We start from the raw sequence: 453 nt of genomic DNA on the forward strand, positions 1-453 counted from the left end.
AGCGGCACCCTGGGTAGTGGCTCTGTGGTCAACAGTGGTGGCTTGATTACCAACCGCAGTGACAGTTTGAGCCTCTCCAACGCCATCTCCGGTACGGGAACCTTGGAGCAAAAGGGCAGCGGTACAACCACACTTAGTGGTAGCAATAGTTATTCGGGCACCACCACCATTAGCAGCGGGACGCTACAAGTTGGAACAGGTGGTACCGCCGGTTCCTTGGGGAGTGGCTCGGTCGTTAACAGTGGTGCGTTGATCACCAACCGTAGTGACAGTTTGACGCTCTCCAATGGAATATCTGGCACCGGCACGCTGGAGCAGGCAGGTAGTGGAACCACCATTTTGAGTGGCAGCAACAGCTACAGCGGCAGTACCACCATCACCAGCGGGATTCTGCAAGTGGGTAGTGGCGGAACCTCTGGTACCCTGGGCAGTGGCTCTGTGGTCAACAGTGGT

Annotated in this window: 1 protein-coding gene; it reads left to right on the plus strand. The window is 56.7% G+C overall.

Translation table 11 applies throughout. From position 1 onward, the window contains the following. Nucleotides 1–453: autotransporter-associated beta strand repeat-containing protein (locus V5T57_RS20690; RefSeq protein WP_332893169.1), on the plus strand; the 453-nt coding region annotated here is incomplete at both ends.

This window comes from Magnetococcus sp. PR-3, assembly GCF_036689865.1.
Lineage (GTDB): Bacteria > Pseudomonadota > Magnetococcia > Magnetococcales > Magnetococcaceae > Magnetococcus.